At 63.1% G+C, this 18,659-nt stretch carries 19 protein-coding genes; 3 read left to right on the top strand and 16 right to left on the bottom strand.

Going from position 1 to position 18,659, the window contains the following annotated elements:
* Positions 1-68: 68 nt before the first annotated feature.
* Complete coding sequence (locus HRU71_07125; protein ID QOJ03273.1) at positions 69-1,454, top strand: 6-phosphofructokinase; 1,386 nt, start codon at positions 69-71, stop codon at positions 1,452-1,454.
* Here HRU71_07125 and HRU71_07120 read toward each other — a convergent pair.
* The 16 genes from HRU71_07120 to HRU71_07045 all read right to left on the bottom strand — a co-directional run bounded on the left by HRU71_07120 (position 1,427) and on the right by HRU71_07045 (position 15,742).
* On the bottom strand, positions 1,427-2,125 hold the full coding sequence (locus HRU71_07120) for an MBL fold metallo-hydrolase (protein QOJ04943.1): 699 nt from the start codon (positions 2,123-2,125) through the stop codon (positions 1,427-1,429). The genes HRU71_07125 and HRU71_07120 overlap by 28 nt on opposite strands.
* 22 nt (positions 2,126-2,147) lie before the next feature.
* Positions 2,148-2,867, bottom strand: a complete 720-nt coding sequence (locus HRU71_07115; GenBank protein ID QOJ03272.1) for an HAD family phosphatase — start codon at positions 2,865-2,867, stop codon at positions 2,148-2,150.
* A 63-nt stretch (positions 2,868-2,930) separates the two neighbouring features.
* Positions 2,931-3,902 (bottom strand): tryptophan--tRNA ligase, encoded by a 972-nt coding sequence (gene trpS / locus HRU71_07110; GenBank protein QOJ03271.1) that lies wholly within the window; start codon positions 3,900-3,902, stop codon positions 2,931-2,933.
* 173 nt (positions 3,903-4,075) lie between these two features.
* Complete coding sequence (locus HRU71_07105; GenBank protein QOJ03270.1) at positions 4,076-4,858, bottom strand: nucleotidyl transferase AbiEii/AbiGii toxin family protein; 783 nt, start codon at positions 4,856-4,858, stop codon at positions 4,076-4,078.
* An 89-nt stretch (positions 4,859-4,947) separates the two neighbouring features.
* Positions 4,948-5,742 carry a hypothetical protein gene (locus HRU71_07100; protein ID QOJ03269.1) on the bottom strand — a complete coding sequence of 265 codons (795 nt, stop codon included), beginning with the start codon at positions 5,740-5,742 and terminating at the stop codon, positions 4,948-4,950.
* Between the two features lie 342 nt (positions 5,743-6,084).
* The gene (locus tag HRU71_07095; protein QOJ03268.1) at positions 6,085-6,792 is read right to left on the bottom strand and encodes a site-2 protease family protein; all 708 of its coding nucleotides are present in this window, start codon (positions 6,790-6,792) and stop codon (positions 6,085-6,087) included.
* A gap of 29 nt (positions 6,793-6,821) precedes the next feature.
* Complete coding sequence (locus tag HRU71_07090; GenBank protein QOJ03267.1) at positions 6,822-7,217, bottom strand: hypothetical protein; 396 nt, start codon at positions 7,215-7,217, stop codon at positions 6,822-6,824.
* A gap of 10 nt (positions 7,218-7,227) precedes the next feature.
* Complete coding sequence (locus HRU71_07085) at positions 7,228-7,971, bottom strand: sulfite exporter TauE/SafE family protein (GenBank protein QOJ03266.1); 744 nt, start codon at positions 7,969-7,971, stop codon at positions 7,228-7,230.
* Positions 7,968-10,163, bottom strand: a complete 2,196-nt coding sequence (locus HRU71_07080; GenBank protein ID QOJ03265.1) for a cation-translocating P-type ATPase — start codon at positions 10,161-10,163, stop codon at positions 7,968-7,970. The genes HRU71_07085 and HRU71_07080 overlap by 4 nt, the downstream gene beginning before the upstream one ends.
* Positions 10,164-10,281: 118 nt before the next feature.
* Entirely contained in the window at positions 10,282-10,464 is a 183-nt protein-coding gene (locus HRU71_07075; protein QOJ03264.1) for a hypothetical protein, read from the bottom strand.
* Positions 10,461-10,784, bottom strand: a complete 324-nt coding sequence (locus HRU71_07070; protein ID QOJ03263.1) for a hypothetical protein — start codon at positions 10,782-10,784, stop codon at positions 10,461-10,463. The genes HRU71_07075 and HRU71_07070 overlap by 4 nt, the downstream gene beginning before the upstream one ends.
* A gap of 17 nt (positions 10,785-10,801) precedes the next feature.
* Positions 10,802-11,488 (bottom strand): cbb3-type cytochrome c oxidase subunit II, encoded by a 687-nt coding sequence (locus HRU71_07065; GenBank protein QOJ03262.1) that lies wholly within the window; start codon positions 11,486-11,488, stop codon positions 10,802-10,804.
* Between the two features lie 21 nt (positions 11,489-11,509).
* A complete protein-coding gene (locus tag HRU71_07060; protein QOJ03261.1) occupies positions 11,510-12,931 on the bottom strand; it encodes a cbb3-type cytochrome c oxidase subunit I in 1,422 nt (473 codons plus the stop codon).
* A gap of 42 nt (positions 12,932-12,973) precedes the next feature.
* Positions 12,974-14,011, bottom strand: coding sequence for a cytochrome c (locus HRU71_07055; protein QOJ03260.1), 1,038 nt, complete (start codon positions 14,009-14,011; stop codon positions 12,974-12,976).
* Positions 14,008-14,646, bottom strand: a complete 639-nt coding sequence (locus tag HRU71_07050; protein ID QOJ03259.1) for a hypothetical protein — start codon at positions 14,644-14,646, stop codon at positions 14,008-14,010. Before HRU71_07050 ends, HRU71_07055 begins: the two co-directional genes overlap by 4 nt.
* 277 nt (positions 14,647-14,923) lie before the next feature.
* Positions 14,924-15,742 carry a hypothetical protein gene (locus HRU71_07045; GenBank protein QOJ03258.1) on the bottom strand — a complete coding sequence of 273 codons (819 nt, stop codon included), beginning with the start codon at positions 15,740-15,742 and terminating at the stop codon, positions 14,924-14,926.
* 172 nt (positions 15,743-15,914) lie between these two features.
* Between HRU71_07045 and HRU71_07040 the strand changes: the two genes are divergently transcribed.
* Positions 15,915-16,622: a hypothetical protein gene (locus HRU71_07040; GenBank protein QOJ03257.1), complete on the top strand. Its 708-nt coding sequence runs from the start codon at positions 15,915-15,917 to the stop codon at positions 16,620-16,622.
* Complete coding sequence (locus tag HRU71_07035) at positions 16,598-18,616, top strand: hypothetical protein (protein ID QOJ03256.1); 2,019 nt, start codon at positions 16,598-16,600, stop codon at positions 18,614-18,616. Before HRU71_07040 ends, HRU71_07035 begins: the two co-directional genes overlap by 25 nt.
* The last annotated feature ends 43 nt before the right edge of the window (positions 18,617-18,659 follow it).

The raw sequence follows: 18,659 nt of genomic DNA, 5'->3' as shown, positions 1-18,659 counted from the left end.
AATCGTGCTATAATCCAACTTTGCAGGCAAGGTAAACCGTTTTACTTGATCGATTGAGGAGCTTCCAAGTGGCTCATTCTCGTTTGGCAATCATCGTGGGCGGGGGACCTGCTCCGGGGATCAACGCCGTGATTGGTGCGACGACCATCGAGGCCGTCAACAGGGGCATGACGGTCGTCGGCATCCTTGACGGCTTCAAGCACCTGTCGAGCGATCGGTTCGTTGCCGAGCGGCACACCGAGGAGCTGACAATCTCCCGCGTCGCGCGGATTCACTTCGACGGCGGGTCGATCCTGCGGACGGCTCGGACGACGCTGCTTGATGAATCGGCCCTCGATGAGGACATGACGGTCCGGCCGGACAACGCGAAGGTCGATCGCGTGCTGCGGCATTTCACGGAACTGGGGGTGACGCACGTGGTGACGATCGGGGGGGACGACACGGCGCTGTCGGCGCGGTTCGTTTCGGAGCGGAGCGGCGGGCGCATCCGCGTCGTGCATGTGCCCAAGACGATTGATAACGATCTTCCGCTGCCGGGGGATATTCCGACATTTGGCTTTAATACCGCGCGGCATCTCGGCAGCGAGTTGATTGCGAATCTGATGGAAGACGCAAAGACAACGGGCCGCTGGTATATCGTCGTGGCGATGGGTCGGCACGCGGGGTTCCTCGCGCTGGGCATGGGCAAGGCGACCGGCGCGACGTTGACGCTGATCCCCGAGGAGTTCGCCGAGACGGTGACGTTGGGGCAGATCGCGGATGTGCTGGAGGGCGCGATCATCAAGCGGCGGGCGATGGGTCGCGTGGATGGCGTCGCCATCGTCGCCGAGGGCCTGGCCTATCGGCTGGGCGACCGCGAGGAACTGGAGCGCATGCTGAACAAGAAGGTGCCGATGGACGCGGCGGGACATTTGCGCCTGGCCGAGGTTCCGCTGGCGCGCATGCTGACCGATGAGTTGACGCGGCGATTCAGCGAGCGCGGCGACAGCCTGACGATCATTCCACAGACGATTGGCTACATGCTGCGGTGTGCCCCGCCGACGCCGCTCGACATCGCTTATTGCCGTGAGCTGGGCAACGGGGCGATTCGCATCCTGCTCGATCCGAAGATCGACCATTCCGTCGGCGTGATGGTGACGATCCAGTCCAACGAGCTGGTGCCGATGCGTTTCAGCGACATGGTGGATCCGCAGACCAATCGCACGCGCATCCGGCAGGTCGATATCGACTCCGACGGCTACCGCACGGCGCGAGCTTACATGATCCGCCTCGAAAGCGAGGATTTGGAAAACCCCGTTATGCTCGCGAAGCTCGCGACGGCCGCAAAGATGGACGAAGCGGGGTTCAAGCAAAAATTCCGTCGCGCGGCGACGCGGCTTCAGCGCTGCCCGGCCACGGGGCGCATGGAAATTCCGGACAACGAAGTTCAAACGCCCTCGGCTGCCGCGCGCTGACCGCGCTCCAGTCGCTGGGCGAACGCGCGCAGGGCGCTCATGTCACGCAATGGGGGGCCGTGCCCGAACAGCACGATGCCGGGGTTTAATTCGACAAGCTTCTTGAAAGATGCACGATTGCGAGCCGGATCGACGCTGAAGAAGGCCGGCGGTTGATGCAGGCCGGGGCGCAGCGTGAGGAAGTTCATGTTCGTTGCGAGATCGCCGGCGATGGCCACGCGGTCGGCCTCGCGGAAGAAGATCACGTGCCCCGGCGTGTGCCCGGGCGCTTCGAGGACGCGGAAGCCGGCCACGTTGTCGCCATCTCGGAGCGACTGGTCGACCTGCCGCGGCGGCCCGCCGAAGAACCGGCTCGACCAGCGGATCGGGCGTTTGTCGGGCAGCATGGGGGAGCGTCCTTCCATCGCCGGTCGGTCGGCATCGTGACAGGCGAGCGGGCAGTTGAACGCGTTGCACACGGCGACCACCGCGCCCTGGTGATCGGGATGAACGTGTGTGAGTGCCACGAGTGAGACATTCGCACCGCGCAGACGCCGCAGGATGACGCGCCGATCAAGCTTCGAACCGGCGTCGATGAGAATGTGCCGGTCGCCATCACCAACGAGGTAACAATTGATCGCGCCGGGCGGAAAGCCGCTGATCTGCCAGACGTTTCGTGCGACGTTGCGAATCATCGGTGCGTGCCGGCTTTTCTCAACCTTGCGAAACAAACCGATAGCACAAGTCGTCCCACGTCAGGCCGCGGAAGTTTTCCCGGCGCAGGTCGGCCGCCGACACGTCCGATGCGATATGCGACGGCAGCATGGCCAGCGTGCGCATTCCGGCGGCGCGGGCAGCGAGAATGCCCTGCGGGCTGTCCTCGATGGCGAGGCAGGAATCGGCGGGCATCGCTTCGATCGGGTCCACATCCTTCGCATGCTCTTTGCCGTAAAGGTATAGGGCGCGGAGTTTGTGCAGCGTCATCAGGTAACCGTGCGGCTCGGGCTTGGACGAATGCACGTCTTCGGAGGAGACGATGATCGGGAATCGCGACGCGAGGTTGTGCTGCGACAGGATCAGATCGATCTCCGTGCGGCGGGCACCGCTGCAAATGGCGACCGGCAGGTTCGCAGGCAAGTCGGCGAGAAACTCGTTCAGCCCGGCGATAAGCGACGTGCCTTGGCCGATCAGCTCCAAATAGACCTGATACTTTTCGTCGTAGAATCGCTTCAGCTCGTCGCCGAATGCGGCGCGCCGGTCGGCGGCCAGCCGCTCAAGAAAGACGCGATCCGAGAGACCGACGTACCGGGCGAAGTATTCCTCGCGCGTGATGGCCAGCGGCGTGTCGCGCAAGACGCGCTCGAACGCTGCGTAGTGCAGCGGCTCGGTGTCGGCGATGACGCCGTCGAAATCGAAGATGATCGCGCGAAGCATGATCGGCATCATGCCAGCGCGAGCCGAGCCGTGCAACCATGCGGGCAGCTTCGGTGCCGGCTGCTACGTTGAAACGACGATTCCGCAGGCCCGGCGCACGTCTTTCATGACGGCCTGTGCGACGGCGCGGGCCTTCTTACCCGCCGCCGTGAGCACCTCCTCGACGTACCCGGTGTCTTTCTCCAGCGCGGCGCGCTTCTCGCGCGCGGGGCCGAAGCGCGCTTCAAACGCCTCGGCCAGCCGTTTCTTCGCGTCGCCGTAGCCCATGCCGCCTTGTTCGTAACGCTGCCGCCACTCGGCCAGTTCCGTTGCGTCGAGGAAAAGCTTAAGCAACGCGAAGACCGTGCAGGTGTCGGGGTTCTTGGGCGATTCGACCGGCGTGCTGTCGGTCTTGATCGCCATGATCTTCTTCTTCGCGCTCCTGGCGTCCTCGAACAGATCGATCGTGTTGCCGTAGCTCTTGCTCATCTTCTCGCCGTCGAGGCCGGGGACGATGGCGGCGTCGTTGAGCTTCGCCTGCGGCAGCGTGAAGACCTCGCACTTGTACGTATTGTGAAAGTATCCCGCCATGTCGGCGGTCATCTCGATGTGCTGCACCTGGTCCTTGCCGACGGGCACGGCGTCGCTGCGATAAATGAGTATGTCGGCGGCCTGGAGGATCGGGTAACTGAACAGGCCCATCGAGGCCGACAGGCCGCGCGCGACTTTGTCCTTGTAGCTGACGGCCCGTTCGAGCAGCCCCTTGCCGGTGACGGTGGAGAGAATCCACGCCAGCTCGCAGACCTCCGGCACGTCGCTCTGGCGAAAGAGGCAGGCCTTGGCCGGGTCGAGGCCGAGCGCAAGGTAATCGATCGCCACGTCGCGCGTGAGGCCGGTGAGCCGCGCCGGGTCCTGAATGGTCGTGAGCGCGTGGTAATTGGCGATGAAGATGAAGCACTCGTGGTCGTGCTGAAGCTCGATGTGCTGCTTCATCGCGCCGAAGTAGTTGCCGAGGTGAAGCTTGCCGGAAGGTTGTACGCCGCTAAGGATTCGCATGGGTCAATGTGTCTGTTGGAGTTCGGGATCAATTGCATGATACGGACGATAAGCGCCCGCCCAGCAGAATGATAACAAAGGGATTCGGAGCGATCGAATCTGCATGGTCGTGCCCGTTCTGCCCGCATCCGACCTGCACTCTTGGGATTCGGCACTCATGTCTACACCATTCGCTAGGGAGGGATATCCAGTGCGTGGACCAGTCGGATCACCTCATCCCAGGCTTGATCGAATGGAATGTAGTAGGGATCGCGTTCATCATCGAAAAGGGTTTCGTATTCGCAACTGGCGCGTCTTCGGATTTCGTCATCGAACATCGAACGACTGGGATTGATTCCCCGTGCCTTGGCCTTTCGAAGAAAAAACTGCGTAACTCTTTCAGGGTTGATTTGATCCCGATGCATCCTCAACATCGATGCAATGTCGTAGGCATCTTGTTTTCGGTGTCTTTTCCGCACACGCTGCTGGAGCAAGGCGCGGAGCTTCTCCGCAACGATGTCCTCCACGGAACAGACGCGCGTGCAAAGGTCGCGCTGCGGATCAAGTTTGATCAAAGCGTCATCACAAACGACATCGTTCAAGCTGATCTCCAGGTCGACGACGGAGGATACGGGTTGTGCGCGAGCATCAAATTCAGGAAAGTATCGATCGCCAGGGAACTGGTAACCGACCTTGACCTCGTAGGTGGGAAAATGCTTGTCCGCGCCGGGCGGGTTGCGTTGCGCGCTTTGATAACGCAGCTTGACTCCGAATTGTCCGAACGCCACGACAAACGCGCTGTCCAGCGCCAGACCGATGGACGGCTTGTCGTCCGGCAGGGCGCTTGTCGCGGTGAAATCAAGATCCATCGTACCTCGACGATTGGCGTAAACGAATCGCAGCGCATTGCCGCCCTTGAAGATGAGGACATCGCGCAGAGGCGATGCGGAGATGGCCTGAAGAACAACGTACTGCACGAACCGCTTTCGCGATTCCTCGGTCGTGACACGAAGTTCGCGGGCAAAATTCGCAAGTTCCGCGAGCGAAATTGGATAGAGGCGTCGAGTCATTGATTCTCGGCAAGTTCTTCCAGAAGTCCTGATGGTACGTTCAACGAAAGGTTCCACCTTTCTGAATGATTGGAGGCATAGGGAGCTTGAGCAACTAGCCGTACCGATCCCCCCCGTAGAAGCGACTTGCGCCATTCTTTCAGTATGGGATGCTTGAGGCCTGTCAACTCGAGCAGGAAGCCTACACGTTGCCGTAGCACAGAATTATCAAATCGAATCGTGTATTCGATCAGGCGATTCAGGTCGATTCGCTTCGCGGCATTCTTCCATGCATGGAGGACCGAACTGATGCCGCCGCACTTGGACGGCGCGCGGAGTCCGTCCAGAAGGGTTCGTTCAATATCGGTGACGTAAATGGAAATGCCCTGGCTGGTACTTACGCAGTGCCCGAAGTCAAACTCGTCCTTGATGCGAATCCACTGAACCCTGACAGAACCTGCATGGTTTGGTCGGCTTCCACGAGGCAGTTCAAGGTCCAACCAATCGTCAGGAGTGGTATTGAGCGGAATTCGATTGCGCCGTGGCGACGCGAAAAAATTCGCGACAATCCGTCTGGGGATGTCATTGGTAAGGCCGTGATGGGTCATGGCTGTGGAATGGCTGAATACGGCCCACGGGTTGGCCTCTTGTACTATCTGTTCATCCACAACCGGTACGATCGAAGAGAATGGGGCGGTGACGATGTAGACACCATGGACGCTTGGCGCATTCTCGATGTACCGTAGCCGTTCCATTTCAGTGATCAGGCGAGGCAGCTTTCCCGCGTCGAGTAACGGCGCACTCTCCTTCATGCAGATTCTTCGAGCGAGAATCAGCAGCCTCCAACTCGCAGCAACGCGTCGTCGCTCGTACGAGAGAAGTTCGAGTACTTGTGATGATAATGTTCTAAACCACATAGTAATATCAATTCCGTCACTGCTAAATGTCCTAAGGACATTTAGCAGTGACGGCATCGAAAGTCAAGTATGTTTTTCGTCAATACTTGCAACGTGTTGCCATTCAGTATGTTATAGCTCAATTACGGCGCGAATAACGGCAAGCATTGGATTTTTGGCCAGCTCATGTCTGCACAAGAAACGAATTAGGATCTATCTTGTCGATTGCAACGCGTGGGTTAAGTTTCCGTTCCAATTTCAAACGCCTACCGGCACCTCGTTGAACAGGACGACCTGGAAGCACACGGCGAGCAGGTCGGTCGGCAGGCCCAGCATGGAGCACAGCTGATCGAACCCGCCCCAGACGAAGCGCTGCACCGGTTCGAGTCCGAATCCGAAGAACGCCAGGGCGATGCAGGCCAGCGACGTCTGCGGCATGCGCATGCGCCAGCGCGTCTCGTTGCTCAACTTGTGCTCGATGATTCCGAAGCCGTCGAAGGGCGGGAGGGGGATCAGATTGAAGACGACGGCGATGAAATTGAGCACAGCCATCGCGCCGCAGAAGTAAACCCAGGTTGGCTGGTCGTAGGTGGTGACATCGACGATGCCCAGGGCCGGGTGAAAGATGAACGCGGTCAGGAGAAAGAGAATGAAGTTGCTGGCCGGTCCGGCGGCGGAGACGTAGGAACCCCACTTGTCAGATTTAAGACGCGAGTAGTCGATGAGCACCGCGCCGCCGGGCAGGGGGAAGCCGCCGAGCAGGAACACGGCCGCGGGAATGGCGAGGCTGAAGAACGGGTCGATGTATTTCGCGGGGTTGAAGGTGAGGTAGCCGCGTTCGGCCGTGGACGTGTCGCCGCCCCAGTAGGCGACGAGGGCGTGCGAGAATTCGTGAAAGCAGACGCTGATGATCCATCCGATGAGCGCGGCGATCATCAGCGGTGTGAACTCGACGGCGGCGAGCATGAGGGCGTCCTGGGGTCTGGGTCGGAATCCTAGGGCGGCGGCGCGACAATGGAAAGCTCCGCCGCGACGAGTACGCCGCCGATCAGCGTGAAGACGGCAATTAGCGTGGCGACGCCGTAGACCGTATTGATGGCCGAGTTGACGGCAAACGGGCGTCCGGTCCAGCGCGCGGCGCGCACGGCGATGAAGTTGCAGACCCACGTCCAGTGTTGAATCAGGTGTACGAGAAGGGTGAGCGCGAAGACGGCGAGGCAGACGCCGGAGGCGCGCGTGTAGTAATCAATCCCGTGACCCCAGAGCACATATCCAGCGGCGCGCGACGCGGGTGGAAAGGCGAATTGCACCAGCGCTGCGCTGGTCAGCAGCGCGACAAAGGCGACAAACGAGAGGCAATCGACGAGAAAGTTCCAAGCGGGCCGGCTCATGCTGCGCACCTCAACGGTCAGGTGTGTCGCAGCAATTATGCGCGGGATCGGCTCCGGTTGCATGGCTGGATCCATCGTGGCAGGCGCCGCTCGGCGCGGTGAACGCGCGTGCCACCGTGACGCTGCCCAGCAGGACGATCAGCACGGCCGCGACGCGATAAACGCGGAGTCGTGCCGTGTGTGTGAGTAGTCGACTGCCGCAGCCGACGGCGAGCATCGCGGGGATCGTTCCGAGTCCGAAGGCGGCCATGAGCGCGCCGCCGGCGATGACGGCGCCGCTTGCCGCAGCCATGGCAACGAAGGCGTAGACGAGTCCGCACGGGAGGAATCCGTTGGCGAGACCGGCGAGGAAGAAACCACCGGGCGAGCGCGCGTTGAGCAGCGCCTTGAACAGGGGGGACAGCAATTCGGGCATGGCCCACGAACGCGGCAGGCGAAGGACTCCCAAGACGTTCAGGCCGACTGCCAGCATGATGACACCCGCAAGGATGGAAAACACCTGCTGCGCGGCGACGAGCGGCAGGCGATATTGGTCGAGCCAGAGCCCCGCTGCCCCGGCCATCGCGCCCATGAAGGCATAGGTGAACACGCGACCGAAATTGTAGGCCAGGTGCCGCAGCACGAGCGGGCGCATGGGGATATCGAGTGTGCCAAGCGCGGCGGCGATGCCGCCGCACATGCCGATGCAGTGCGCCGAGCCGAGCAGGCCGCCGACGAGGACCGCGCCGAGGGTGGTTGCCGACAAAGCCGTCATGAAAGTGCCTCCATCGTGGCACGCCCCGCGCGGGGTGGTCCTGATTTCTTCGCTTGATTATGTGCAGGAAATTCGGCGAGCGAATCCGCAGGCTCATCGAGCCGTTGGGCGGCTTGCGCCAGTCGAGCCGAGTGGGAGACGACCATGAGGCTGCTCACGACCATGGCAGCGGCGGCAACGAGCGGCGACAGCTTGCCCGCGACGGCCAACCCCATGCCGCCGACATTGTAGATGCAGGCCCAAAGCAAATTGAAGCGAATCGTCCGAACGGCGCGGCGCGCCAGCATCATGGCCCACGGCACGGCGGCCGGATCATCGCCCAGCAGGCAGACGTCGGCCGACTCGCGCGTGAGGTCCGCGCCGCAACCCAGCGCGATGCCCACGTCAGCCGCTGCCAGGGCCGGCGCGTCATTCAACCCGTCGCCGACCATTGCGACCGCGCTTGTGGACTGTGCTTGTTCCACGCAACGAATCTTGTCCTGCGGAGCAAGGCGCGAGCGGACCGGTACGTCCAGCTCGCGCGCGAGGGCCTCGCCGCGCTGTGCGTGATCGCCCGTCAGCACCATCACCCTCGCACCGATACGGCGAATCGCGGCCAGCGCGGACCTCGCCGTGGGACGCAGGGTCTCATCCAGCGCGAATACCCCGCGCACCGAACCGCTCCATCCGATGCAGACCACCGGCCTCGCGGCAGATTCGGCCTTCTCCAGTGCGGCTCGCATCGCCGCATTAAACGCAAATCCCCGCTCGGCCATCAACTCGGGACTGCCCATCGCGCACAGTTGTTCATCCCGCTGACCGATCAGGCCGCGCGCCGGAAGCGTTTGTACGTTGCCGAATCGCGCGGGCGTTACACGGCGCAGCGCAATGTAATCGGCAATTCCGCGCGACAGCGCGTGCGTGCTAAGTGAAGCCATCCCAGCCGCGGTGCGCAGAACCGTTTCCGAATCCGCCTCGCTCGCCGTGAAACTCGCAACCGTGGGCGTGCCCCCGGTCAGCGTACCGGTCTTGTCGAAGCAGACGGTTCGCACGCATGCGAGCTTTTCGATCGCCTCACCACCCGTGAACAGCACTCGCCGGGCCGCGGCCGCGCCCAGCGCGACCCAGATCGCCAGCGGCGTGGCGATGCCCAGCGAGCAGGGGCAGGCAATGAGCAATACCGCCAGCGCGGTCATGAGCGATTCTTCCAGGCCGCCGCGCATCGCGCCGAGATAGGCCCCGAGCGCGGCGGTTACGATCGTGGCGCCAATCAGCCACGAAGCGATCCGATCGGCCAGGCGCTCGTACCGGCCCTTGCTTCGTCGTGCGTCGTCGAGCAGACGAACGAGTCGACCGAGGGTGCTTTCCTCGCCGACGCGCGTGGCACGAACCACGAGCACGCCGTCGGTGTTGAGCGTGCCTGCGCGAACGGCGTCACCGATTCGTCGAGCGACCGGTGCGCTTTCACCGGTGAGAAGTTGCTCGTCCACGAACGACGCGCCATCGAGAATGATGCCATCGACGGCGATGCGCTGACCGGCGGGCACAACGATGCTCTGGCCGGCGCGTACGGCGGACAGGGGCAGGGTCGTGATCTGGTTGGCGTCGTTCCGAACGGAGACGGAAGCGGGGAAAAGCGATTCGAGGCCGCGGACGGCATCGGAGGCGTGGAGCTTCATGGAGGTTTCGAGGTAGCGGCCAAGCGTGACGAAGACGAGGATCATGCAGGCGGTTTCGAAGTAGACGCCGCCCTCGCCGCGCAGGGTGGAGACGTAGGAGTAAATGTACGCCGCGGCGACGCCGAGCACGATGAGCAGATCGGTGGAAGCAACCCCGCGGCGCGCGTTCGCCACGGCGCTGTTCCACACGGGAATTCCGAGGATGAAGAATACCGGCGTTGCAAAAATAAGACATATGTAGCGAACAACGCCGGCCAAGGCCGAGGGCATCTCGCCGTGCGCCGGTGTCGTGGGACCGGCGCGAGCCGACCATTCGTAGCCGTACAGATACGTCGCCATGACCATGACGGACATCGTGAGAAAGACGGCGATGCCGAGGCGGGCCATGATCCATGCGGCCTGCCCGCCTTCGCCCCGCGCGCGGGTGATCTCCGCGGCGATTCGACAGCCGATGCAGCAGAAGCGATCCGCGTCCGGCGTGGCGGCGCTGCCTCGCGCGGGCATCGGCAAATGGCAGAAGTGGCAGGCGTTCATGGTCGGCTCGCTAACGAGCGAAGTATAAAGCCCGGATCCAATTCGGCCCGAGCCTGGTGGACGAACTCTTAGCGAGGGGAGAACTCATGCTCTTGTTTCGATTCTTCCGATCAGGCCGCTAGAAATAATTCTTTGCGTTCGGAATCGCGTAAGCGACGAGGTACCAGACCAGCCCGATCCAGAACGCGATCCACATCGCGCGGACGTACCACGGAATGTGATGCGTGACGTAGGTGTGAAATCGATTTTCGTCCTGCGGCGCGGCATTGCTCGCGGTGGTCGGATCGGTGTGCTGGCTCATCGGTCTTCCCCCGTTCGGTTCTCGCTTGCGTCGAGGCGGTCGATCTCTTCTTCGCGCTCCAGCATCGTGTACTTGGGTTGCTCGATTCGACGAAACATGCCGTGGGCCACCGCCCAGATCAACAGGCAGGCCATGCCGGCCGTCACGATCAGGTAATTCACCACGGGAATGATCGTGAACCCGGCGATCAGGTCGCGCTTCACGGCGAGGATGAAGAGCGTGAGCTTCTCGATGAATCCATAGGCGGCGGGCAGAAGGATCAGCACGCCGATCGTCACGACGACGATCGTCTTGGTTCTGGAATCGGAGGCCCGTTGCATGGTGTCGGCTCCTTTTCTCATCCGGCGGCGGGCTGGCTGGCGGCCGTTCGCGGCGGATAGGCCGGCTGCGTGGTCGGTCCGCTGGGTCCATCCCCATGATAGTACGGATATTCCTTCAGCCAGCTTCCCAGCCATTGGACGTACGTGATGATCGCCATGCCGCGCTTGTTCGGATAGCCGTCACCGTCGAAGAACCACTTGTAGGAGGGCATGACCGAGCTGGGCGTGACACTGGTCGGATCCCAGAAATGTGCGATGTGCCAGTCGTTGCTGCGCACCCCGCCTTCTCGCGAGAGGTCCGGCCCGACGCGCCGCGTGCCGAAGAGCACCGGGCGCTGCAAGCGATTCTGGTACTCCAGGGCGTGCGAGACCGGCCCCCAGCGAAGGTCCTCGTTCGAGACAGGCCGGATGAACTGGGAATGGCAATGCCAGCAGGCCTCTGCAACGTAGATTTTGTGGCCCAGCGCCAGTGCTTCGGCAAAGGACTTTTCGCTGACCTCGCCGAAGTAATCCTTAAACTGATCGGGGAAACGTTCGGCCAGGTCGACAAAATCGGGGAGGATCCCCTTGGCGGCGATCTGATCGACCGTCAGCTCCGGCTCGTTGTAGTAGATCGTCCAGGGCAGCAGTCCCATGACGAGGAACGAGAGCGCGAAGAAGCCGATCCCCGCGATGAGAAACACGCCTGCTTTCGATTCAAACATGCGGTCCGAACCCTCCGGGAATCACGCGGGAACCGGCGCCGGTGCGCGGGCCGGTCTGCTCGCCGCGGCGCGCCAAGTCATGTACACGTTGTAGAAGAACATGAACTGCCCAACGACGATCATGATGCCGCTGAAGGTGCGCACGAGCCAGAAGGGCATCGACGCGCGGATCGACTCCTCCCACGGGGCGAGATCGCGCCAGAGGAACCCCTGCACCAGACCGGCGACGAGTAAGTCAAGAAACATGATGAGCGTGCCGAAGGCCGTCAGCCAGTAATGCCAGCTATTGAGCGATGCGCTGTACCACGGGACATTCAACACGCGCGGGATGAGATAGACCATCATGCCCAGCAGCCAGAATCCGAAGACGCCGAACATGACGAGGTGCGCGTGGCCGACCACCCAGTCAGTGAAGTGGATGATCTTCTGAAACGTCATCGTGGTTTGAAATGCGCATTGCAGGCACGTCGTGAAGTAGAAGATCATGCCGGTGTAGAACCAGCGAATCGGCAGGCTGGTCCGCAGGGCGTCGCCGCGGCCGCGGATCGTCAGGAAGAAATTGACGATGACCGTGGCGACGACCAGCTCGATGGCGATGGTGGTGATGACGGCGCCGTATTGCAGAAACATCGGGATCGGGCTGTAGAGGAAATGGTGAATGCCCGTCAGCGGGTAGAAGAACGCGAGGCCCCAGAAACCGACGAGGCTCAATCCGTGGCTCCAGATCGGTTTCTTGAGAAGGATCGGTACGAAGTAGTACATCATGCCCCAACCCAGCGGGGTAACGAACAGGCCGACGAGGTCGTGGATGAACATGCCGCCGATCGCGCCGGCCGCCGAGCCGCCGACGAAATACTCGGGGATGAAATTTCCCATGGCATAGACCAGCACAGTCCAGATGAACGCGGCGATGAAATACCAGAGGGCGACGTACATCGGACCGGTGGTGGCGAAGATCGGCTTCAAAAAGTTGATCGCCACCAGCACGAGGCCGACGAGCGCGACGGGATCAACATAGACGGGCGTCTCGCCCCATTCGAGCGCCTGCGCGTGTCCGGCGAGCAGCCCGCCGGCAGTGACCAGCACGACCGCCTGCCATGCGTAGAAAATGAACAGCGACAGCTTGCGGCTGTAGACCGGGCGCATCGTCAGTCGCGGGATCATCCAGTGCAGCGCGCCGAGGAAGGCGTTGGCAATGAACCCGTAGGCGACACCGTTGGTATGAACCAGCCGCCAGCGGCCGGGGGAGAACAGTTCGATCCCGGGTAGCGGATAGCGCTGGAGGAACTGGAACGAGTAAAGAAACCCCGCGAGGATCGACACACCGAGAAAGACCAGTGCAGCGATCAGGTGAAACAGCACCATCTGTTGATCGACCAGCTCATGAGTTGGGCGAGCGGGTGCGTCGTCGTGGGGCACGGCGGCGGAAGCGGGCGTCGTCATGGTGCGATCCGGTTCGGTGAGCGCCGGTCAGGGCGCGTGGTGTCAAAAATCCGGCTCAAAGTTCGTGGGTTGCTCTGATTCAGGCGTCGTCGGCTGGGTCGGCTTGGGCGGCGGTCCGTGCAGGTAAATGCCCTGCGCGTGCGCGCGGACGTTGAACTCATTGGGCTTCAGAAGCGGCGGGCGCTTTTTGAGCAAGTCTTGCACGTAATACGCAATGGCCCACAGATCGCCGGCGGACGCACGCGGCGGATCGCCGGGATTCGCGCCCGGAATGTCGATCGAGTCGTACCAGGTCGGCATGGCGGTGCTGGTGATGCCGGCGGCGACGGAGCGGTACAAGTCTTCCAGGCTGGTGCCGGCGCGGACGAAGTCGCGCAGAAAATCCGGCGGATACAGCACGATGCCCTCGCTGTTCGGCTTCGCTTCGGCGAGATGCAGGTTCGGCCGGAATCCCTCCCGCGCAGGGTTGCCGAACGAAACGATGTATTCGTTGATCCTCGCCTCGGGGACGTAAGCGGGATGACAGGACCAGCAGATGGCCAGACCATGATAAAGCGCCTCGCCGCGGGCGATGGCCTCGGTCTTGTCGGTCTCGCGCCGGTAAGGATCATCAACCAGCGGCACGGGCATCGAGGCGTCTTCCTCTTTCCAGCGGGGCGAGAGACTCTTGAGGTAAGTCACGAGCGCTTCGACGGTGCGCGTGGAAAGGAGTCGAAAAGCCGGCATGGCCGATCCGCGAAGGCCCAGGGTGATGGTGCGTTTCAGATCGGCATCGGTCGGGAGCCGGCCGGCGCGAGCGGAGCTGAACTTGTAATTGGCCGTGATGAAGTTGCGGGGCGGCGGATGCAGGAACTTGGCGGCCGGACCATTGCCGTCACCCCGATCGCCGTGACAGCCGACGCAATATTGCAGGTAGGCCGAGCGCCCTTCTTCGAGCAGCGCGTCGTGAACGCTCTGCTGATAGCCGAAGGCCGCGGGGCGGGACGTGTCTTCGTCGTCGGCGGGCGCGGGCTTGCACCCCGGCGCGGCGGCCAGCGCGAGCAATGCGATACCGGTTGCGATGAACAGGAGATGTTTCATGACGCGGCGGACCCCGAGTATCGCGCGGCGCGCGGGACAAAACGCCCCCACTGGTCGACGGCCAGCAGCGTCCAGCCGAAGATGAGATGTGTCATTATTGCGACATAGACCGGCACGCGCTCCAGAATCCAGTTGCCGCCGATCAGGGCCGGTTGCAGCCACGCGATCAACCCATAGTAGTTGATCAGCCAGACACCCAGCGCCAGGACCGACGCGACGACGAACCGTTTGCCGCCGCCGGCGCGGTCAAAATAGCGGCTCAAGATCATGTGGAACGGTATCCCGCCGATCATCCCGGTGCCAAGATAGAGGCAGCAACCTGCCGCCAGCACGAACCCGCTCTGCACCTCCAGGGCCTTCTCGCCCATCGGGAAGGTGAGGTATACGCGGATCAACTCCAGCGGGTGCTTGCCGACCATCGCCGCGCCGATGATGTTGAACAGCAGGCTGGTGATCGCGCCGGCCAGCCCCAGCACCATGCCGGCGAGAATGTGATAGGTCGTGTAATACTGCCGTGGAACCCAGTCCATGTGCTGACTTACCACGGCGAGGTCCGCTTGCAGCTCCGCCAATCGCTGCTGGAGCGCGTCGATTTCTCGCTGCTTGGCTTCGCTCGCGCTGGTCCTGGGGTCCATGCTTGCTCACCTACGGGCCAGAATGGTCGCGGCGTGTTCTGCGCCGTGCGATTAAGTCCGTGACCTATATACAACCTCGCCGATTTTTGCAATGGCTTATTAAACAGTCTGCCCAGCGCTTGAGGCATTCGCTTGTCTCGCAACCGCGCGCGGACCCGTGCGCACTTCGGCCTTAAGCCTGCGCAATTCCACGCAGCGATCTATGGAAATGGGGTTTGACGCAAGCGGCCGGATTCGGGATCGCGAGCAAGCCGAATGCCTCGCGAACGCCGCGCCGCTATTTGGATTTCAAGGACTGAACCAGTTTGCGAAACGACGCTTCATGGCGCGCCATCGTGGCGGCTGGCCCGGTCCCCTTGAAGAACCAGTTGCCGTTGGGCATTTCCACGATCGCGCACAACATGCGATAGCCCGGCCGCTCGGGCGGCGCCTGCGGGTTCATCATCGCCGGCTCGCGGTAAGTGCCCGAGACGTCCAGCGTGGTGACTTTCAAATCGTTCACGGTGAGGCGCTCCACCTTGCAGGCGTCTTCCGGCACCGGCTGGCCATCGGCTGTCGCGAACATCGCTTTCCATCGCGCAAGATTGGATTCAATATCGCCGCCTTCACCTTGACCGAAATAAAAGAGGATCATCTCCCCATCGCCGGCATCTCCCGGCAGCGCGTACTGTGCCTTGCGCATCGGAGTTCGTGGCTGCTGGGCCTTCCAATCTTCGGGGACATCATACTTCGGTGGGTCGGCGCTCATTGCTGCGAAGGGCGCGGCCGGTCGCGCGGCATTGATCGGCGGGTGCCCCGGCGGCATCCCATCCTGCGCGGGAGCGCTGGCGGCTGCGGGCTGGCCGCCGATCGGCGGGTGATTCGGCGGAAGCGCGGCATTGCCCGGTTGCCCGACGACTTTATCCCGAAGGGCTTCGAGATCCTTGTCGGCGGTTTGCGGAGCCGTCGGCTTCGCGGGCGGCGGCGCGGGCTGCTTGTCGCAGGCAGCGGCCGCGAGGAACAACGCGGCGGCGATGGAGGAGACACAGGCTATTACCCGGCGCAAGATGCGCGTGCGAACGAATGGCATGGAGTTGGATGGAATTCGGCGCGGCATGAGTTCACGGCTCCTTTTCTTCCTGAAATGCGTTGCGTAGGATCAACTTATTCGCGAAACCCCTCCGCGGCAAGCCGTGCGTGGAATCGCGCAATATTTCCGGTTTCTGCGAATCGCCTGTTCCGGTACTGATTGCCCCCGCTCGGTCGCTTCCATACGATTGACGCTTGCCATGGCGATTCCCCATCGATGCAGAGCGAGCGGAGGCCCGCGCCCAAGCGTGTGGATGCTGGCGTGTGCGGCGGCTGCGCACACGCTCGTGACGGCCTGCCTGGAATCGCCGGGGCCGGTCCGGACCGAGGCGACGCGATCCGGCCGAGAGGAATCGGCGTCGCGATCGGCGGCATCGCTACCGGCGCAAAGCGCCTCCTACGCCAGCCGCTTACTCGGCGGACCGCATGATTTCTCCAACGGCCGTGGCGACGCGCGAAGCCTGTGCCTCACCTGTCACACGCCCGAAGGCATGACGGACGGCGCGGCGCGGCCGCCGGCGGATCGACTCCCTCGCGCGGCCGCCGTGCTGGCGCAGGATGCGGATCGTGAGCTGGATCGCCACAGCCTCGTGTGCCTGGGCTGCCACGATGGTGTTATCGCGACAGATGTATTTACCACGGCACACGCCGCGCGTCTCGCGCGCTTCGAACCCGGCGAGGAACGTTCCGCGGCACTGGCCGGCCACCCGATCGGCGGACGCTATCCTTCCGATCACCCGCGCTATCGGGCCACGAACGCCGTCACGCGCGACGGGCGCATCCGGCTGCCCGAGGGGCGCGTGCAATGCGTGTCGTGTCACGATCCTCATCATGCGGGTGGTCACCCGGCTATGCTGGTCAAGTCCAATGAACGGAGCGCGCTATGCCTGTCGTGCCATCGACTCTGATCGGCCACGCGCTGCGGCTCACGCTGGCGTTGGCCGTGCTGATGGGAATCGCGCTCGGCGGCTGCGAACGGCGTCTGTCGTCGGGGGCATCGTCCGAGACGGCGGGCCTATCCGCGCCGGTGGCAGGTGCGAAAGCCGCACCGCGTGAGCCGATCGTACCTCGCAGCGCGGCGCCGCTGGGCAATCTTCGGATGCCGCGGACGCAGGGCCCCCGGATCGATGGGCTGGCGTCGCTGGTGTTCGGCGTCGACGATTCGCCGACAAAGGAACTTGGAAAGCCGATTCACGTTCGCGCGACGGCGGAGCATGATTTGGTTGTCGTCGATGCCGAACGGAACGACTTGCTTTTCTGGTCTGTCGGCGATCGGTCCTCTGCCTCGATGCGATCGTGGCAGAAGGCGTGTTCTCCGCTCGCCTGCGCGACCGCGCCCGATGGCAGTCTGGCGGTCGCCTGTTCCGGGGTCGCAGGGAGTGAAGTCACGATCCTCGACGCGGCCGGGAACGAGACCTCGTGCGCAGCGCCGGCGGGCGTGGAGTTTCGCTCCGGCGGATTGGCGTTCGTCGGTGAAGAACTTTGGGTGAGCAATCTGACGGCCCATCGCATCGAGGTTTACCACGGCGCGTCGGGCAAATGGCTTCGTTCCATCGGGCGAAACGGCGACGCCTCGGGCGAGTTTCGTTATCCGACGAATCTCGCGGTGTCGCCCGATGGCGGGGTATGCATCGTCGATACGATGAATCATCGCGTGCAACGGTTCGCGCCCGATGGGACATGGCAGCGGACGATTGGGCGCGCCGGAGACGGGATCGGCTGCTTTTCCCTGCCTCGCGATGCCGGCTTCGGGCCGGATGGTACGTTGTTCGTCGTCGATGCGAAGCTGGGGCGCGTGCAGGCGTTTGATGATCGCGGCGAAGTGATCGCGGTCTTTGGCGACGCCGACGACGAATCACAGAAGCTGGTTTCGCCTTCCAGTCTGGCCGTTGTGTCACACTTGCCGGGCGAGGCGACCGCGCCGCCGGATGGATTCGACGCCGACTACTACATCGTTGTCGCCGAGCGCTACGTCGAACCGGGGCTGCGCGCGTACGCGTGGGGCCGCGACCACGCCGCGACGGCCCGGATCGCTGCTCCACCCGTCCGATCGCGTCCGCTGGTGGAGGGCGTCGAGCCGGCGATCAATCCGCACTGGTCGTCCACGCAGTGCAACGCGTGTCACGCTTCAGGCGACGGCGCGCCGCAGGCGATTCCCGTTGCGAAGGCCGATCAAACATGCCTCGCCTGCCACGAGGGCAGAAAGGCCCACGACGAACCGCACCCGACGGGAAGGCTCGCGCGGACGGCCACGGTGACAACGCCCGAAGACTGGCCGACCGACGCGGGCCGGCTGACCTGTCTGACGTGTCACGACATTCGTCAACATTGTGATGCGGGGGCGCGGCGGCCGGCGGACAATCCGGCGATGCTGCGCGGGTACGAATCGGATCGGGCTGATTCCTATTGCCGCACCTGCCACGTGGAGGATGCCTCGTGGCAGTTCAGTCCGCACCGGCAGGTCGATGCAAGCGGCGCGGTCAATTCACGCACGTGTTTGTTTTGTCATACGGACGCTCCCGACGTGCCGGCCGATGGCGCGCGGCGCGGGCATTCGCTGCTGCGGACGGAGTCGTCGCAGGGGTGCCTCGCATGTCACGTCCGGCATTGGGACGTCTCCGAGCGCGGCCACGTGGATCGACCTGTGACGGATGAGGTCCGCAACTGGCTGGCATCCAGTCGCGCGGTGGCGGATGCGTCAACAATCGGCTCGGGTGATACCTTGTCGGGCCTGCCCCTGGGCGGCGACCGCGTTACTTGCTACACCTGTCATAACCCGCATCAGCCGGAATTGTTTCCCGCCGGCTCGGATCTCGGGCAACGGTCGGTCGCGGCGGAAGATGCCCACGCGGCGCTGCGCGTCCCCAGCGCCACGCTCTGCCTGGCGTGTCATGAGAAGTGAGGCTGGCGTAGAGTGGGCACTGCTCCTCATGCACCCTGTGGCG

The organism is Planctomycetia bacterium (genome assembly GCA_015200345.1).
Lineage (GTDB): Bacteria > Planctomycetota > Phycisphaerae > UBA1845 > UTPLA1 > PLA3.
This window is presented reverse-complemented; position numbering and strand designations above follow the sequence as displayed.

What these genes read in the sequence shown, in the direction of transcription:
- HRU71_07115 (QOJ03272.1), bottom strand. Translation starts at nt 2,867, where the DNA reads ATGCTTCGCGCGATCATCTTCGATTTCGACGGCGTCATCGCCGACACC.
- trpS (QOJ03271.1), bottom strand. Translation starts at nt 3,902, where the DNA reads ATGCGAATCCTTAGCGGCGTACAACCTTCCGGCAAGCTTCACCTCGGC.
- HRU71_07100 (QOJ03269.1), bottom strand. Translation starts at nt 5,742, where the DNA reads ATGAAGGAGAGTGCGCCGTTACTCGACGCGGGAAAGCTGCCTCGCCTG.
- HRU71_07095 (QOJ03268.1), bottom strand. Translation starts at nt 6,792, where the DNA reads ATGCTCGCCGCCGTCGAGTTCACACCGCTGATGATCGCCGCGCTCATC.
- HRU71_07090 (QOJ03267.1), bottom strand. Translation starts at nt 7,217, where the DNA reads ATGAGCCGGCCCGCTTGGAACTTTCTCGTCGATTGCCTCTCGTTTGTC.
- HRU71_07085 (QOJ03266.1), bottom strand. Translation starts at nt 7,971, where the DNA reads ATGACGGCTTTGTCGGCAACCACCCTCGGCGCGGTCCTCGTCGGCGGC.
- HRU71_07080 (QOJ03265.1), bottom strand. Translation starts at nt 10,163, where the DNA reads ATGAACGCCTGCCACTTCTGCCATTTGCCGATGCCCGCGCGAGGCAGC.
- HRU71_07075 (QOJ03264.1), bottom strand. Translation starts at nt 10,464, where the DNA reads ATGAGCCAGCACACCGATCCGACCACCGCGAGCAATGCCGCGCCGCAG.
- HRU71_07070 (QOJ03263.1), bottom strand. Translation starts at nt 10,784, where the DNA reads ATGCAACGGGCCTCCGATTCCAGAACCAAGACGATCGTCGTCGTGACG.
- HRU71_07065 (QOJ03262.1), bottom strand. Translation starts at nt 11,488, where the DNA reads ATGTTTGAATCGAAAGCAGGCGTGTTTCTCATCGCGGGGATCGGCTTC.
- HRU71_07060 (QOJ03261.1), bottom strand. Translation starts at nt 12,931, where the DNA reads ATGACGACGCCCGCTTCCGCCGCCGTGCCCCACGACGACGCACCCGCT.
- HRU71_07055 (QOJ03260.1), bottom strand. Translation starts at nt 14,011, where the DNA reads ATGAAACATCTCCTGTTCATCGCAACCGGTATCGCATTGCTCGCGCTG.
- HRU71_07050 (QOJ03259.1), bottom strand. Translation starts at nt 14,646, where the DNA reads ATGGACCCCAGGACCAGCGCGAGCGAAGCCAAGCAGCGAGAAATCGAC.
- HRU71_07045 (QOJ03258.1), bottom strand. Translation starts at nt 15,742, where the DNA reads ATGCCGCGCCGAATTCCATCCAACTCCATGCCATTCGTTCGCACGCGC.
- HRU71_07040 (QOJ03257.1), top strand. Translation starts at nt 15,915, where the DNA reads ATGGCGATTCCCCATCGATGCAGAGCGAGCGGAGGCCCGCGCCCAAGC.
- HRU71_07035 (QOJ03256.1), top strand. Translation starts at nt 16,598, where the DNA reads ATGCCTGTCGTGCCATCGACTCTGATCGGCCACGCGCTGCGGCTCACG.